General features: G+C 65.1%; 6 protein-coding genes. 1 reads left to right on the top strand and 5 read right to left on the bottom strand.

The features are described from left to right. Positions 1 to 43 precede the first annotated feature (43 nt). Positions 44 to 2,161 (bottom strand): S8 family serine peptidase, encoded by a 2,118-nt coding sequence (locus tag QX121_RS15610; RefSeq protein ID WP_315812399.1) that lies wholly within the window; start codon positions 2,159 to 2,161, stop codon positions 44 to 46. A 17-nt stretch (positions 2,162 to 2,178) separates the two neighbouring features. Beyond that, positions 2,179 to 3,294 carry a phosphatase PAP2 family protein gene (locus QX121_RS15605; RefSeq protein WP_315812398.1) on the bottom strand — a complete coding sequence of 372 codons (1,116 nt, stop codon included), beginning with the start codon at positions 3,292 to 3,294 and terminating at the stop codon, positions 2,179 to 2,181. On the opposite strand from QX121_RS15605, the gene QX121_RS15600 reads away from it, so the two are divergent. Then, entirely contained in the window at positions 3,288 to 5,228 is a 1,941-nt protein-coding gene (locus tag QX121_RS15600) for a hypothetical protein (protein WP_315812397.1), read from the top strand. The genes QX121_RS15605 and QX121_RS15600 overlap by 7 nt on opposite strands. Before the next feature lie 285 nt (positions 5,229 to 5,513). Here QX121_RS15600 and QX121_RS15595 read toward each other — a convergent pair whose 3' ends face one another. The 3 genes from QX121_RS15595 to QX121_RS15585 all read right to left on the bottom strand — a co-directional run bounded on the left by QX121_RS15595 (position 5,514) and on the right by QX121_RS15585 (position 17,044). Continuing rightward, complete coding sequence (locus QX121_RS15595; RefSeq protein ID WP_315812396.1) at positions 5,514 to 8,618, bottom strand: DEAD/DEAH box helicase; 3,105 nt, start codon at positions 8,616 to 8,618, stop codon at positions 5,514 to 5,516. 880 nt (positions 8,619 to 9,498) lie between these two features. Next, positions 9,499 to 11,382: a hypothetical protein gene (locus tag QX121_RS15590; protein ID WP_315812395.1), complete on the bottom strand. Its 1,884-nt coding sequence runs from the start codon at positions 11,380 to 11,382 to the stop codon at positions 9,499 to 9,501. After that, on the bottom strand, positions 11,375 to 17,044 hold the full coding sequence (locus QX121_RS15585; protein ID WP_315812394.1) for a hypothetical protein: 5,670 nt from the start codon (positions 17,042 to 17,044) through the stop codon (positions 11,375 to 11,377). The genes QX121_RS15590 and QX121_RS15585 overlap by 8 nt, the downstream gene beginning before the upstream one ends. Positions 17,045 to 17,050: the final 6 nt, after the last annotated feature.

Here is a 17,050-nt window from a genome sequence, read left to right as displayed (position 1 = left end):
CCAGCATGCTGCAACTGCGCGGCGGCGAACCGGGGAGTCGGGCTCAGCGCAAGTTTGGGCTGCGCGGATAGGTCCGCGGCGGCACGCCGGGGTGGCCGCTCGCACACAGGATGAAACTGCCGACACGGGCATGGTCACACGGCGAAGCAGCGACCGCGTCCTGCTTGATCGGCTCGAGCACGGCGGCGCCCGGCGGCGGGACGTCGGGGCTGGCCACGGGACCGTCGGTCACCGCAAGCGACGCAAGCACCGGGCCTGGTTGTAGCGATGCGAGATAATCTGCGAGCCTACGTACGAGTTGCGGCGCTGCCACGCTGGTGCCGCGCATCGCCACCACCGAACCGCTCCGCGTACCGGCCGCGAGCACGCCCCAATGCGCGGGCCCCTGGTCGGCGATGGCAGCACAATCGGGCTCGGCGCGCCCCGGCGTCGGACCGCTCGCCGTATAATCCGTCGGCTGGCCCGCGGCATCGACGGCGCCGACCACGAGCGCGCCCGCGCCGGTCGCGAGCGCCGACAGTGTATCCTCGCGAGTCATGGGGCAGCCGCTGCTGTCCGGATCGCTGTAGCTGCCATCCAACGCCGCACGCTGATAGCCCCCTGCATGATCGAAATAGGACTGACGTCCATGCTGCACGTAGCCCAGCGGGGTATCGTCGCGCTGGATGTAGAGATGTGCGGTCAGCGGCGCCTCCGATCCGTTGGTGACGGAAAGCCGCCAGCGTCCGGCCGGCGCTGGATGCCTCACGCTCCAGCGCGCGGTGGTCGGATTGACCGACAGATGAAAGCGGACGCGATCGGGCTGGCCGGCCACCTTGGCCAGGTGGCCATTGATGGCGGCGATCGGCTTGCCGTCATCCTCCAGCACCTGCACATCGCCATCACCGAATCCATCGATCATGCGCGGCACGCCGCCGGGCGGCGTCAGGCTGATGCCGACACGCGGCCATTGCTGCGCGATCGCTTCGCCGTCGAGCCAGATCTCGAGATGATTGGACGTACCGTCATCCGGCAGCATGATCCAATCGATCTGATCGGAGGCGCCGGGCTGCACAGCCATCCGGCCCGTAGTCCGCTCGCGATAGCTGTTGCCGGCCGGCAGCACCAGATAGGTCGGCCCGCCGCTCTGGTTGCGGCGCTCGATCATCCGCGACAGAGCCTGCTCGATCTCGTGGCTGCCGTTCTTGGGGCCGGCCGCGATGCCGTAGCTGAAATTGATGACGAGCGGCAGCTTCGGACTGATCCGGTCGGCCCACAGCATGATCTGGCGCGCCCCCTGCAGCACGTAGCTCGCCATGGTGACGCCGGTCGTATCGCCGGACACCGGCGACGGCAGCTGCACCGCCAACAGAGGCCGCTTGCTGGCGATATCTTCCGCGGTCGGATCGTAGCCGCCGGAGAGATCGAGGATGTGTGTGCCGTGCGAGACCCGTTGCGCCAGCGGCTTGTGCTGATCATTGCCGAAATCGGTCATGCCGAACGCGCGATAGATGTCGGCTTCGCTCGCATTCGCCGCAAACAGCACGTCGAGCTCATCGCCGGTGAGCCGCTGCCCGGCGGCGACGCCGAAATCCTTGGTCCGGCGCTCGACATCCTGCAGCCAGATCGCTCGGATGCGCGATCTGCCGCTCCTGCTGCGAAAACGGCGGTTGGCAAAGGCGATGCCGTCATCGATGACGCCGATAGCGACCTGCCGCGTCAAATCCGTCAACGGCTTGCCGAGATCGGTCGGCGCGGCGATGACAGAGTCGAAGCGCAGGCCTGGAATCGGCGGGCCGACATGGATCGCCGTGAAGAGACCGTTGGCGGCAGTGCGATTGGCGATGTCTTCGGGCCGGTAGATGAAGAACTGCACATCGCGCGGATCGTCCGCTGGCGGGACGCGACCGGTGCGGATGTCGTCGATCAGCTTCGTCAGCAGATCGAATTCGTCGGCCGACATGCGGATGGTCAGCGCGTCAGCAGGCTCGTCCGGCTCGTGGCCGGCGGCCACGATGGCGGCCAACTGGCCGAGATGGGCCACATAGCTGCCGTTGGCCTCCGGCAACAGTTGGATCTGCACGCTGCACCAGTCCAGCCTCTTGCCGAGTGGCCTGTTGCGCAACTCCCAGTCCAGATAGGGATTGGCTCGTTCGGCCCGATCTCCTCGCCAGTCTCTCATGCGCCTGTCCTTTCGTGTCAGCCGACGATCAGGCGGCACTCGGCGAGCGCCTGCGTCCAGAGATGCTGCAAGATCGGCGAGGCTGGAACGGTCGATGGCGTGCCGGCCTCGATGATCGCGCCGCCGCCACCCTGCTCGCTGGCGACGTTCGCAGCGGCCGATCGCCTGTAGGACATCGCCAGCACATCGTCGTAGCGGAAATCGTCGTTGAACCCCCGCCCGTCGAACTTGCGCATCGTGACCTGGCCGCAGCCCGAGCAGCGCGCAATGAACAGCTCCGCCAAGGTCCAGCCCAGCACCATACCGGCCACGCTGTCGACCGGAAAATGCACGCCGGCGACCGTCCGGTTGATGGCAATGCGCTCGGCGTGGCGCATCAACTGCACGAACACTGGATCGGTCGCATCGACATCGTCTCGCCCGGTCCTCGCCTTGCGCATGAGCGCATTGATCACGAAGGCCGCAGCAAAGGATTCCGTGGCATGGCCGCTCGGCAGCGACCCATGCCCCGGCGTCTGGATCATCGGCTGTATCTGCGGTGAATATTCGATTGGGCGCCGGCAGGTGAGCGCATGCTTGACCCTCATTTCAATCGTGGTCGTCACCTGCAGGATCAGCGCCAGCAGCTCGGCGGTGTGCGGGCTGCGGCTCGGATTCCAGTATCCGACCAGGCCCAAGAAGCTGGTGAAATCGTGCAGCTCGGCGAGGATCTCGCTGCTGCGTTCCATCCGCAGCGCGGCATAGTTGAACACCCAAGCCGCTTGTCTGGCGAAGTCCGCGGCATTGGGACGGATCATGTGCACGATCGGCGTGAACGTCTCATCGCTGCGGCCACGGTACTGAAGCGAGATCGAGGTCTCGCCTTCGTCATAGACAAGGCCCGACAACAGCTCGCCAGCGAAGATGCGCAGTCGCACGTCGCGCGACCAGCGATCGAGCGCCTCCGGCCCGGCAGTATAGTGATCAGGAATGTGTGACGGCTGGTTCCAGTAGCCGACGACGCCCTCCCGGCTGGTAATCAGCGCGCGTGCGCGCGACGAGGCGCGGGCACGGCGGCCCTCGCCGCTCTCACCGCTTTCGCCGCTCTCACCACTTTCGCCGCTTTCTCCGCTCTCCCCGCTTAGCCATGCCATCTGCCGCCTCCCTGCCTGGCCCGGCGGACTTGCTCCGCCCGTTACCACTGAATGGTCGTTTTGACGGCACGCGCGGTCAAGCCGCCCGCTTTCGAAATGACGGCGTTTCACGGATTTTTCACGTTGACAGCAAGGGTGTTGGAGACTTCACTACTCAATCATTGGTTTCCGTATTTTCACGACTGATTACATCATGGTTGTGGGCGACGAATGTGAGCTCCGATCCAAAATTGCTGATCAAGCTTCTTGGTCCGTTTCGCGTGGTCAAGGCTTCTGGTGAGGATTGCACGCCCAGAGGACGCAAGGCTTGCGCTCTCATTGCGATGTTGGCGCTGGCGCGTGAGCACAAGCGATCGCGGGTCTGGATCCAGGACAGGCTCTGGGGTAGCCGCGGCAAGGAGCAAGGCGCGGCCAGCCTTCGCCAAAGCCTGACCGAAATCCGCAAGGCGCTGGGCGACTACCGCTCTCTGCTTTGCGCTGACAGCTTCGTCATTTCGCTCGATCCAAAGCTATTTGAGACCGACATCGCCCGTTACGCTACCGCGTCACCGCAGCAGACGATGGCGCCTCCCCAAGGTGAGTTTCTTGAAGGCTTTGACATTGCAGAGGAGGAGTTCGAGGATTGGCTGCGCGAGGAGCGTGCGCGATTCCAGACGCACGTCGCGCCGGCGCCTGAACTCCACCACGCCGCCAATCTCGCGACCGACCTTGCAGAGCACCTGCAGCCCCCCAAGGAGCGGCCCTCACGAAACCGGATCGTCCTGATCCCCGGCTGCCGGACAGGCCCGTCGGATGCCGCGGTCGTGACGGATAGCCTCGTCGATTCCATCGCCAAGACGATCAAGGAACTGGGCGTAGCCACGATCCAAGATCGTCGCGACATGAGCGCGTCGGCCGCCTGGCCGGCGGACACTTTGCCTGGAGATGGCTTGACTGGTGACGATGGCGCCTCGGTCAGCACGCTGTCCCTGCGCTCTGATGTGTTCGGATCTGACACGAGCAAGATCGTTCGGCTCGCGCTGCTGCAGCGCCCTGCGAACACGCTGGCATGGTCGTCGACATTGCAGATCAACGGCGACGGTACGCTCGACCTGAACGACACCAATGTGATGAGAACCATCAACCTGGTGGTCAACTTCGCCGTCGATCAGCTTGCTCATATCGAGGATGGCGCTCCTAGGTCTGCCTCCCATCTATGCTATGCTGGTATCCTGCGCCTGTTTCGACTTGGCAGAGCCAACTTCGAGTCCGCCGACAAGCTGTTCGCGGCTGCTTTCGCGGCCGAGCCACGCGGTATCTACCTCGCGTGGCGCGCCTATTTGCGCACCTTCATGCTCGCCGAGCGCCAATTCAACTGCCGCCAGACGATCGAGGCGGAGGCTTTCGATCTGATGTACCGGGCGCTGGAGCTCGAACCCTACAACTCCTATGTCGCTGGCCTGAGCGCGCATGTCCATTCCATGATGCGACGCTCGTACGTTGCCGCCTATGAGCTGGCCGAGCGAGCCATTCAACTGAACCACGCCAACCCGATCGCCTGGGCCTGCCTGGGAATCGCAAAGAGCTATCTCGGCAAACCAGAGGACGGCTTCCAGCACACATTGCTTGCCCGTACGATCGCTGGTGCGGCACCATTCCGTTTTCAGCTCGATGCCCTGAGCTGCATTGCGGGGACGATGGCGGGAGAACTGGACAAGGCCGTCCATCTTGCAGAAGCCAGCCATGCTCTTGCTCCGACCTTTGCCCCCCCCTTGCGATATTTGTCGGCTCTCTATGCGCATAATGGGCACCGTGAGCTTTCTTTCGAGATGGTTCGCAAGCTACAGACAACGGAACCAGACTTCTCATATGACAAGCTGAGGGATAAAGCCTATCCCGCGGCTGGCCTCCATCGGACATCAATCATCAACTCGCTGCCAGCCCGACAGTTCTAGCGGCGTCACGCTTCATCCGAGAGGTTGTGGAGCGGCAGACGCGATCGCTTACGGTCGCAACGCAGTCCACGCGCACGACTGATGACGCGGGCGAAGGCCACGAAAGAAAAACCCAAGGACGCCTCATCCGACGAGCCGCTTCAGAATAGCTCGAACGATCGTCTCTGCGTCAGGGCAACAAGGGTTCTCTCAATCGTCCTTGCCACGGGTCAAGCTCCATCGCTTTCATTTCGGGGCCCGACGAGAGCACACAGGACCGCTTCAAGCCGGGTGACGCGTCACCCTTCATTCGTCCAATAGATCCAAGAACTGTTCGACCCTTCGTAAGGCTGGTTCGTCGCTGCGCCCGGGATAGACGACGCGATCGCCCTCGCGCTGCAGCAACCGGGAGCGTGATTTCTTGATCCTCCCTGCGAGCATCGTTGCGGCAATCGCATCAGGCCCAACATCGAGACGCATGATCCCTCGTTGCCGGCAACTTATCCTGAGCTTGGCGACAGCAAAGAAATTGCTGGCCTCAGATGGCAACTTGCCGAATCGGCGGTGCGTTTCATCCTCGAGCTCCTCCAGCTCGTCATCACTCCGGCACCGAGCGGCTCGAGCGTAGATCTCGAGCCGGACCGCCTCCGATTGCACATAGCTCGCGGGAAGCAGCTCAGGGATGGGAAGATTCAGCTCAGGGATCCAGAGCGCGGACATTCCATCGCGGTCTCCCTCCAGGGCTAGCGTAAGAAGGTGGCCGTAAAGCGTCGGTCCGAACACCTGCGTGTGGCCGGATTGTCGATCGGAGCGCAGGTCGCCGCCGCCGCGGAGGTCGAGGTCGCGAGCGCTGATCGCGAAGCCGGCGCCCGGACGGCTCAACTCCTCGAGGGCGGAAAGCCGTTTTTCCGAGCGTTCGGAGCCGCCTTCCGTCAGGAAATGTGCAAACGCCCGGATGCCGCCGCGTCCTACGCGTCCCCTGAGCTGATGCAATTGTGCCAGGCCAAATTTTTCCGGCCAGCACACAACGATAGTGTTCGCACGTGGAATGTCGAGGCCGCTTTCCACGATGTTGGTTGCAAGTAGTACATCGGCACGACCTTCGACGAATCCCATCAATCGCTCGTCAATCTCGTCCGTTGGCAACTTGCCGTGAATGGTAATGATACGTAGTTCCGGCGCCAGCGCGTGGATCCTGGCCAGCAGGGGATCGAGATCCTGGATCCGCGGACAAACGACAAAACTCTGACCGTTACGTCTGTGCTCACGAACCAGGGCAGCGGCGATAGCTATGTCCGAGAGCGGTGCCACCTTGGTGGCAACCGGAACACGATGGACCGGCGGGGTCGCGATCACGCTGAGATCCCTCAAGCCCGTCAAGCCGGCCGCAAGTGTGCGGGGGATCGGAGTCGCACTCATCCAGAGCCTGTGGCCGTTCTTATTGAGGCCCGACAGCATGGCCTTCTCAGCAGCGCCGAAATGCTGCTCCTCGTCAATGATGATCAGGCCAAGCTCGGCAAATCTCACCTCCTTGGATGCGAGCGAGAGGGTCCCGACGACGACCCTGAGTTCTCCGCTCTTGAGGCGCTCCCTTACCTTTCGCGCTTCGGCGGTCGAGGCAACCCGCGACAGGTTTCCAACATCGATGCCAAGAGGCGCGAAGCGCTTGCGGAACGTTTCGACATGCTGTCGTGCCAGCACTGTCGTCGGCACGACGATAGCGACCTGCTTTCCGGCCAGCACGGCGGCTGCCGCTGCTCGCAGCGCCACCTCGGTTTTGCCAAAGCCGACGTCCCCACAGACGATCCGGTCCATCGGGTGCCCCGATGCAAGATCATCCAGAACGTCGCGGATGGCCTTCGCCTGATCGGGGGTAGTGAAATAGGGAAAACGCGCGACGAACTTCTCATAGACAGCAGGGCGCGGCACGAGCTTCGGAGCCGGGCGCCGACGGCGCTGACTCATCTGCTTGGCCAGCTCCTTTGCGACCACATGAATCTCCGTCTCGGCAGCAGCTCGCCGCGGCCGCCATGAGCTGCCGTCGGCCTTGTCCAGCGAGGTGTCTCCGAGCTCAGCGGCGTAGGGCCAGATCAGGGCCAATTCTGCGAGAGGGACGAGAACGGCATCGTTTCCGGCGAATACCAACCTGACCATCTCGCGCGCCGAAAGATCTCCCGTGCCCATGGATCTCAAGCCGCCAAGGCGTGCCAGTCCACGTTGCAGATGAACGACCACGGATCCGAGTTCAGGGAGGTCTCCCGAATCGAAGCCGGGCGTCCATGCCCAGTTCATCGGTTGCGGTTGGTGTGCCCTGCTGCCGAGCACGTCGGCAGCAGTGATGACCACGAGCGGCTTCTTTCCAGGAACGACAAAGCCCGCATCGAAGCCTGCCAGCAATGCGGCCTGCTGCCTGCCCGTTGCGGTCGCGTGCGTCCAATCCGGCACGCATTCAGCCTTGATAGCGCTCATCCGGGCCATCACACGCAAATCCGCTTCGACCGCAGCGACGAAAAGCACACGTGCCCTACCGCGCTGGGCTTCCTCGATAAATGCACGGAGGGCCTTCCGCGGAGAGGCCGCCTTGTAGAACTCTGGCGTCGCACGATACGGAGTGGTTGGCGGCAACACAGTGATCTTCTTCGCCGCCAGCTCCCATTCGCGTCGGCTGAGATAGGCACGGTCGCGCTCACTGCGGGCGGCCGCATCCTCGATCGTGCTCAACCAGGTGTCGGCGTGCCTGGGCACGGTGCTGTCGGCGATCCATTTGGCGCGCGCACAATAGTCCAATAGGCTGGACCTTCTTCGAGCCCGGCCCGTGAACGCCAGCCGCTCGGACATCGGATCAATCAGGAGCTCCTTCGTTTCGGAAATCACCTCCTGGTCTATCGGATTGATCGCTGCAATGCGCCGGATTCTCCCTCCGGAATGCTCTATCCTAAAAGGTCCGAACGCGCCGGCTGGGAATATCTCGAAGGTGTTGCCGTGAAACAAAACTCCACCGGGATAATCCGGACTATCGTCCAGGTCGTACCCGAGAGCTTGCAGACGGGCCTCAAGGTCTTCCTCGGAATAGACGGTCCCGGTCCGAAGTGGAAATCCGATACGAGACCAGTTCGCAGGCAACGGCAGGAGCTCCATTATGGCCTCCGCCGTCGTGATCAGCAGGATCGGCTTCTTTGCCCTGGCAAGGCGTCTCAAGACGGAGCTCCGCCGGCCCGCGATATCACGTGAAGGCTCAAGCTGATCGAACGGAAGCGTGTTCAAACGGGGATAGACGAGCACATCACAGCCCGGCTCGATAACTGGGATGATCGAACCCAACAGCTCGGCTCGGCTCTCATTTTCGGCGAGGAACACAAGTCCGCCTCGACCCGAAGCACGCCATCGCGCCGTAAGATACAGCGCCAACATGCCCAGTGGAGACGAGGAGGAAATGCCAGTCCGAATCGGAGCCTTCGTTGTTGTCGCAACCGATGTCTTCTTCCGCGGGGCGGCCTTTGGTGACGCGGAGCGCTTTGCTGATGTGTTCTTGCGCGGCGTTGAGCCACGGAGCGTACGAAGAGCAGTGGTCACTGAATTCTCGTGCTGAATTGACGAATGCTAGGCAAGCCTGCGAATCTTTGTCGAGCTTTAGCGGATTCGACGGCTTCAAGGGATCCAAACTTCGGAGTGTCGATCACCGTTCTCCCCTTAAGTGCGACGGTGTCACCAACCAGCACCATCGTCGCGCTCCACGTGGCAGACTGGGGTGCCATGACAACTATGACTTAGAGATTCGTTCTTGAATGACCATGGTACGAACGCGTTGATAAGCGTGATTGCGGCCTTGGTGACTGAGCTGCACAGAATTCACGAGCCCGGCTGAGACGGCCTGCGGTGGGACGACCCGTCACCAGGTTTGAGCAGAACCGGCGGTTGCCCATGCTGGAAGCGATGCCGCGTGATCTCTGCCCTTATGGCTATGGGCCTCTGCCGGAGAGGCTCAGGCCGCAACGTACAATAACGCAGTGACTCTCGATTCGGCACAATCAAGGCGAACTTCTCCGCGCTCAACCTTGAGCGGTGTTCCTCGTGCTGGCTCTCCGTTGCTTCTCCTATGTCATGAAGGAAGCGCTGAGGTCGGGAATGGGTCTTCGGATATTCACACTTGCCGGCCGCTGCGTAATCTTGGGGCGCCGAGCGTCTGCCGCCGCGCGAGAAATTGCCGACTTGGGAATGGCGCGCGCCCGTTCAACCCTCCATCTCCGGCGGCCGCGCCACCGCTATATTTCGACGGTGACGTTTCATGCGTTCATGCCTTCCGCTTCGGAAGGATCGCGTCGAAAGCGAGCCTGCTCGACCGCTCGCCGCGATCGGTCTCCTTGCGGATGCCGAGCCAGACAAAAGTGCGGCCGTTGTACCAGCGCGTGCGCTGGAAGCTCTGGGTGACACGAATGCCCGCGCGCGGCACCTCCTCCTCATGGAGATTGTAGCCCTGCTGCTGCGGGAGGTCGAGACCGTGGCGCAGCAGATCGGTGCGAGGTTCGACGCGCACCGGCGGATCCGGGTCGCGGTCGATGACCCGCAGCATTGCTGCGCGACGCAGCTGGATCTCGCGGCTGTCGTTGTCGATGTGCACCGGGATGAATGGAATCCAGTTCTCCGGCATCTCGCTCATCAGCCGATAGCGGATCGCGGCGTCGTTCTCAATCGGCGGCGCAGGTGGTGGGCCCGGCGGCAGGCTCTCCTCCACCAGGCGACGGAAATAGCGGCGGGTGTCGAGCGCGGCGCTGCGCCCGCTCTTGCGGTCGCCCGAAGCCAACATCACCCGCGACTCGACGCCCCACACCATGTTGGCCATCTCGTCGCGGAACAGTTCCACCGACTCCAGCGGCTCGCTCTCCTGGATCTTCGGCACGCTGGGCACGATGAACAGGCTGAGATCGGCGGGAATGTCGTCGCTCCCCTTCGTCGCCAGCGTAAACATCGACCAGCGTTGCCAATCCGCGTCCCCGCCCTTGCCCGCGGCTTCGACCCAGATCCGCTCTCCGAAGACGTTGGTCACGCTCATGCCGGCGACCCGGGTGATCGTCCCGGCCGGCACCGTGAACGGCATCAGGAACCAATCGTTGGCGTAGACGAGGCCGAATTCGATCAGCAGCAGCTTGTTGACGTCCGTCGTCTCCGGATCAATGTCGCCGAAATTCGTTCGTCCCTCCTCAAAGGTCCACCAGCGCGTGTTCGGCATGCCGTCGAACTGGATCGGCGCCGGGATGAACGACGCCGTAAAGGTCGTCTCGACGGCGGCCGGCGGCGGCGCGTCCGCCAGGTCACCGAGTCCTGCGCCGGAGGCGTCGACGTCGAAATTGTACCAGTCGAGATGCCCCTGGAAGTATTCGTCGGCGACCACGAGCTTCTCGCCGCCCGCCTTGGGCGCCGACGCTGCGAAGGCGTATTCGAGGCGATCGGGCAGCCAGGCATCGGCGGCCCCCGCGGCGGGCTGGTAGAACGCCTCCCGGTACCAGCCAAGGAATTCCGCCTCGGCCGTCTCGATCGCAGCGGCGCTGGCCGGATTGCCGAGCACGACGAGGTCGTGCGCGTGATTGCCGGGCGCGGCCGTCAGATGCTCGACGAGGTCGTAGCCGTCCATCGACCGGCCGGCCAGCGCCGCCATCGTCTGCCAGGCTTCGCGATGGGCGGCGACCGGCGCATCGGCCTTGAGCGCGGGATCTGGCATGGCGACCGGCAGCGCCGCGATGAATTGCTGGGCAAGCCCCGGCTCGATGCCGGCGACGAGCTTCAGCCAGCGCCGGCCCAGGGCGATGCGGAGATCGAACGCGATCTTCTGGCCGGCGAGACGGAACGGGATCGGCCGCCGCTCGACCTTGGCTTCGAGCGGCACGTCGTCGGCGAACGCTTCCGGCGGATTGCCGGCCGTGCGGTATTTCGTCAGTTCGGTGGTCTCGATGTGCACCTTGGCGACGACGGGCGAGCCGGCGTCGTCGCCCTGAAACTCGCCCATCTGCCACTGCTTCGTCAGCAGCCACAGCGGATCACGGACCTCGGCCTTGAGCGCGCGGTCGAAATCGTGCGTGCGTGGGCGGCCCTCGAGCCTGTTCCACAACGTGATGGTGGGCAGCTTCACCTTGCCGGAGAACACGGCGGAGAGGTTCTGAACCGCGACATAGTCAGCCATTGCCGGTCTCCGTCTCGGCCAGCACCGCGGCGAGGTTGTTGTTATAGGCGAAGTTGAGCGAGGCCGTGATCGGATGGAAGGCCACGGCGGACACCAGCGCCGGCAGGAAGCGGGCATAGGCGGTCGTGTCGACGTGGTCGGGCTCGATCGCGCGCTTCTTGGCGAGGTCCATCGTCTCGCGCACCGTGTCGACGAGATCCTGCCACTGCCACGAGCCGACAAATTTCGGCGGCAGCGCCAGCAGCAGAGTCTGCGGCGGCTCGGCGTTTGGCCGGTCGAAGTGGAACGCCAGACCGGTATCCTCGGTCGGGCGCGGGATCACTTCGGTCCACTCGTCGAGCAACAGCCCGAGTTGCCGCCGCGCCGGATCGAAGCTTTCGGCGAAATGCGCGGTATAGAGCAGCTTGTCCTCGTCGATCACGAACGGCTTTCCGTCGGAATCGGTCTCCGGGAATTCGAGTCCGAGCCACGGCAACTCGGGGCGATGCGGAAATTGCAGCGCCTGCAGCGCGACGCCCGCCCCCGTGAACGCGTCGGCAAGATGCTGCGAGGCTTCCAGATCGTGCAGCTTCGACCGCACCCGCGCGACACCCGTGAACCAGTCGTCGAGCGGAAAGCGGCGTCCGATCGTCGTCTTGACGAACCCGAGAATGGTCTCGTCCGCCTGCGCGCCCGCGCCCCAGGCGTTGCTCCATTCACCGGCCTGCGCCGCTGGCAGGCCGAAATCCGGAACGATCTTGAAATCTTCGCCGAACAACAGCTTCGCCGCCGCGGTCAACGCCTCGATCTTGTTCTTCGCCTCCGCCGCGGCATCGTATTGATCGAGCCGGGCCTGGATCGCCGGCAGCCGCGTCGTCAGCTCGAGCGCGAGCGCGGCGGTGCGCTTCGCCATGTCCTCTGCGAGCGCGACGATCGCCGTGCGCTGTGCCGCGATGTCGATCGCCGCCGCGTCGAACGCGGCGTTCGCAGCCTTCGACGCCTCGATGCCGTCATGCAGGGCGGCGAGATCGGTCGCATTGTCGTAGAGCATGATCAGAACGGCGCGCTGTCCAACAAAGGCGGCGCGCTTGCCGCTCATGAGATCGTCGCGGAAATCGTCCGGCTGCGCCGGTAGAGGGTCGGTCGCCGTGGTCGCGATCAGCTTTTCGGCCACCCGCAGCGCCAGGAACTTCGCCGCGTCCGGCGTGCCGGAATCAGCGTCGTAGGCGACTATGCGTGCGTCGAACTCGGCGAGCTGCCTGGTCCATCGAGCGATGTAGCCGGCGAGTGCGGCGCGCAACTGGGCGAAGATCCGCCGCCGGTCGGCGTAGACGGCACCGGTACCGGTCTGCAGCGCCGCGAACGGACCGAGACCCTGCATCACCGACACGAAGCCGGTGATCGTCTGCTCGATCTCGGTGGCGATCTGGGCCTCCTGCTTGGCGTCGAGGCGGGCCTGCAGCGCCGTACGGAAGGCGTCGAGATCCGCAAGCCGCGCGGCGAGCAGATCGCGCGGCAGCGTCGCCCGCTCGCGCGCGAGCGCCGCGTCAAGATCGGCGGCCTCGTTCGCCTCGCCGGCCATCGCCATGTCGCTCGCCTTGAGCGGACGCGAGCGCAGCAGCAGGCTTCTGAGATGCCGCACCAACGCCGACAGCTCGAACAGCGGCACATGCCCGGCGATCGCCGCAATCCTCTCGCGGTAGGCGATCGTCAGCATTGCGTCCGGGCGCGGTGCATGGACGGCGATCACATGCGCTTCGATCAGATCGTCGAGCGCCTTGGCGGCTGGATCGTTGTCCGGATCGAGCAGATACAGCAGGTCGATCGGCAGCAGGCCGAGATCGGCCTGCGTCACGTTGTAGGCGACGGAGGAGAGATCGAGCGGGTCGGTGACCGTCACCGAGCAGGCGACCGCTGCCGGCGGCGGCAGAATGCCCGCGAGCCAGGCGTTGAGCGCAGGCTCCGCCTTCGCCCGCGGCGATGTCAGCGCGCCGTCGTTCGGGTCGAGCCCGGCCTTGAGATGCAGCGCCACCCGATGGGTCAGCGTCACCCCCGACCGCGGCGTACGCACCACGTCGGGGGTCGCCGGGAATTTTCCCTTGGAGTAGGTGTCGAGCACGGCGCCGGCGCGGTCGTAATTGCCCTGCACCACCTGATGCACGCTCTCTGCCATCGCGAGGTCGGCGACCGCGTCGGCGATGTCGGCAATCCGCGCGGCCTCGACGGTGATCGCCGCGGCCTGCTGCGGGCTCGCCGTCGGCAGGTCGGCATCGTGGCCGAACGGGTAGCTGCTCACGCCGCTGGTCTTGATGTGCTCGACCAAAGCAAGGCCGTCGATGACGTTGCGCGCCTCCACCCGGTTGATCCGCAGTCGCCGACCGAACGCGTCGAGCCGACCGGTACGCGTCGGAGCCAGCCGGTCGCCGACCAGCGGGAACACCTTGCGGAGGTCGTAGATGAACCCGTCCACTTCGACGTCGTGACGGTCGTGCAGGCCGCGCTCGAACTGATAGCCGAGCAGCGCGCCGAGGCTCTGCTCGCCCTTCATTCCCTCGATGATCGACAGCGCGATGCGGACTCGTTCCGAGCTGAGATTGACAGCGAGGCTGCTGGGATTGTCGGGCGTGGCGTTGGACAGATAGCCGTTGCGCAGCACCGCGGCGGTCACCGCTTGGTTCAGCGACGGCGCGTGGATGTAGCCCTGGTTGCTGCGGTCGCGCATCAGCGGCGGCGCATCCGGATCGGCGAAGATCGCCGCGAGGTTTGCCGGCAGCTCGACCGCCGTCAGCTTCTTGAACTCCGGCTTGACGTTCTCGAGCCAGCCATAGGCGCCGAGATAGATTCCGGTCTTCGCCTCGCCGGTCGGTGCGCCCGGCTGGGCGGTCCCCTGGCCGGCACCGTTCGGATAGCGCATCCGCTCCAGTTGGCGGCTCATGATGCCGCCGTACCAGGCGTCGAACCGGTAGGTGCAGAGGTCGAGATGCTCGGCGAACACCCGTTCCAGAACCGCCGTCGGGGACCTCTTCAGCCGTTCGAGCGCATCGAGCTGGCGCTTGAGATACGCGGTGGCGACCATCGAGGTCAGCACCGTCGGGATGAACTCGCCGACCGTCCTCAGTCCCGTTCCGGTGACCGCGGCGTCGCTGCGGTGGAGGTAGCGCCAGCGGCTGCCGCCGGCCGCAGCCGGCACGGCGAGGCTCGCCTCCTCGACCTGGAAGAACTTCGGCTCGCGCCGCGCCGCCTTCAGCTCGGTCTCGCCGATCAGCCCGGCATTGAAGAACAGGCGGATGCTGGTCTCGACGAAGCTCAGGTCGAGCGCGTGATGCAGCATGAGATACAGCAGCGCGTTCGGGCGCTGGGTGAAGCCCTGCTGCAGCCGCAGCGCGTCGTGGGAGGTCGCCGCAGCCTTGATCAGCCAGCCGATGTAGTTGTCGCCGCCGGCGGTGTAGGCGCGGATCTGCTCGGTCTCCGACAACGGACGGTCGTCGATCAGCGGGCCCTTGAGCTGGTTGGGCGCCTTGAGAAAGAGTTTCTCAAGGATGTCCGGCACCTCGATCCCCTCGGGCGGCGTGTAGCCGAGCTGCTTCAGCAGATCGAGCCCGCTTCCGACATAGCCCGCGGCGAGCAGGAGCGCGACCAAGGCGCCGCCCGCCCCCTGCATCGCGAGGCGGTTGTACAGTTCCTTGAAGCTTTCGGCGAAGCGCTGCTGGAATTCCACCGATCCGGCGTGCAGGCCGAGGACATCGAGCAGTATCTGATGACGGTCGCCGTCCGGCTTGCCGATGTAGGACACCCGCGACATCAGCGGCTCGAGATCGGCCTCGACCTTGCGCAGCAACTGATACAACCGCGTCAGGAACCGAAGTTCCGGATCGTCCGGCGCGTGCGCGGCCCCGACTACGACGTTCGACCCCGCGAAGATCCACTGGATGCGCGAGCGCGGCGTCGCCGGCAGGATGCCGTAGGGCTGACGACCGACGCGGATCGTGGGCATCGGCCCGCGTGCCGACACGTGCCGGACGAAGAAGTCGCGGGTCCGCTCCACCGTCGAATCGTCGAAGACCGGATGAAGCATGCTCTCCATGAAGTAACCGAGCGTGGCCGGCCACAGCGCCGTGTTCATGGCGCGGGCGTCGTTGACGTCGTGGCGATGGTAGAACGGGATCGCTGCCAGCGCGGCCGGATCGAGACCGAGCGTGGCGGCGAGGCAGCGTCCGTCTGTCCGCTCGAACCATCCGTCGGGGTCCAGGGGCGGAGTGCCGAAGTAGTGATCGAAGCTGACGTCGGAATCCTCGCGCCAGCTATAGGCGGCGCCCTCGCCCTCGACGTTGTTGGTCGGCTGGCCCTGCGGCAGGATCGAGAACCCCGCCTTCGACTGATGATGATGGGTGAACAACTGCTCCAGCGCGACCCGGCCGGCGTCTGCATCGGCCCCGAGCCGCACACCGAGCACCATCAACTGATCGAAGCCACGACGGAAGGCGGGCGGCGTTAGCGGCACCCGGAATCCCATGCCGATCTCGACGGCGCGGTCGAAGTTGCGCACCCATTCGAGCTCCGGACCGAACTTGATGTCGTCGCCGTCGTGCGCGACCGATGCGTCGTCCGTTCCGGTCGGCGACGGCGTGACCGGCAGCGGCGACGGAATCGGTTTTCCGAGCTGCTCGAGTTCGAGCGTTCCGCCGTTGTAGCCGAGCAGGACGAGGCGATCAGGCAAGGTCCGGGCGGTCGCCGGCTGCGACCAGCCGGTCTCGCGCATCGGCGTGGCGTCCGCGGCGGGAAACTCCAGATACGCGGCGATGACCGTGGTGGTCGTGCGGTCCGCGCCCTCGGGCGGCGCGTCGGCGAGATTCCGCGGCCGGTACGCCTCACGGACCGCCGCGGCGCGCTCGGCGCCGAGCGCGTTGTCGAGCGCGGCGATCGCGTTCATCTGCGCGGCCGCATCCGTCCCCGCGCGCCACAGCGCCGTCCAGAACGTGCTGACCGCACCTCGCTCGGGATCGACCAGCGGCGCGCTGGTCACCACCGTCAGGATCACGGTCGGCACGCCTTCCACCCTGGCCGGTCGCGCCGCCTCGTTGAGCGGGCGATGAGTCTGGGTCACGTAGTAGGACCGCCCCGAGCCCTGTCCGCTCAGCAGCGTTCGCCAGGCGGCCCGCTCCCCGGCGGTGTCGCGGTTCGCCCGCCAGACGTCGGCCCAATAGGCCTGGGCGCGCTTCACCTCGTCTTCCGACAACGCCTCCTCGAAGCTGTCGACCGCGATGTCGTCCGGATAAGCCCGGACCCACAGCTCGTCGCGGTCGCCGCCGAATTCCGTCGCTTGCTTGAAGCGCGTTTCGATCCGCAGCGGCATCAGCAGGATCGGCGTCTGATCGGACAGCAGGCCGATGTTGCGGCGCGGGTCGGTGAAGTTCGCGAACAGCCCGATATTGCGGACCACTTCGTCCTTCGCCGCCTTCAGCGCACCGCCCAGCCGCTCGATCTCGGAGGCCGCCGCCTTGATCTCCTTGTCGATCGCCGCCAGCGCCGGATCGTCGGCGCCCTTGCTGACGCGCTCGGCCCGTGCGCGGTCGCGGATCAGCCGCGCGCGGGTCTGGCGAAGCCGGCCGATTTCGCGCGACGTCGCATCGGCCGCGGCGCGCGACGCTTCCAGCTCCTTGCGGATATCATCGAACTCGGCCATTTCGCC

It is taken from the genome of Bradyrhizobium sp. SZCCHNR2028 (genome assembly GCF_032380995.1).
GTDB lineage: Bacteria > Pseudomonadota > Alphaproteobacteria > Rhizobiales > Xanthobacteraceae > Bradyrhizobium.
Note: the sequence above shows the minus strand (reverse complement) of the source record. Positions and strands in the feature narration are given on the sequence as shown.